The sequence below is a fragment of the bacterium genome (genome assembly GCA_020440705.1).
Classification (GTDB): Bacteria; Krumholzibacteriota; Krumholzibacteriia; order LZORAL124-64-63; family LZORAL124-64-63; genus JAGRNP01.
Genome location: JAGRNP010000401.1, coordinates 1 through 513 on the forward strand (window position 1 = coordinate 1; position 513 = coordinate 513).

A 513-nucleotide genomic window follows, 5' to 3' on the forward strand; every position below is an offset into this window, starting at 1 on the left:
CTCGAGGAACGGCTCGCAGACGTCGCTCGGCATGCCGATGCGGTCGAAGTCGCACAGCTGCTGCGTGTTGTCCAGCAGGCGGATGACGGCGCGCTCGCCGTAGCTCGTCGGAAGGGTGCTGATGCGCAGATCCACGGCGCGGCAGCCGGAGGCGTCATCAGAGGCTGATCGCGCGGGCGGTCCGATGGTCACCGTCGCCCGGCCGTCCTGGGGGATGCGGCGCTCGGCGATGTCCATCCGGCCCATGACCTTGATGCGCGAGACGACGGCGCCCGTGACGGTGCGCGGCAGCTCGCGCACCGTGTGCAGGACGCCATCGAGCCGGTAGCGCACCAGGGCGCGATCATCGAGAGGCTGGATGTGCACATCGCTCGCGCTGCGGCTGAGCGCCTCGAAGAGGATCGCATCCACGAGCCGGATCACCGGGCCCTTGCCCTCCGTGCTCAGCAGGTCCCGGTCGGCCTCCGTCAGCAGGCGATCGATCTCATCCGCGGCGCCGGCGATCGGAGTCTG

Annotated in this window: 1 protein-coding gene; it reads right to left on the reverse strand. The window is 70.2% G+C overall.

What is annotated here, in order from left to right:
• Nucleotides 1-513 (reverse strand): Flp pilus assembly complex ATPase component TadA (gene tadA / locus KDM41_19015; GenBank protein MCB1185515.1); only part of this gene is annotated, 513 nt, incomplete at both ends.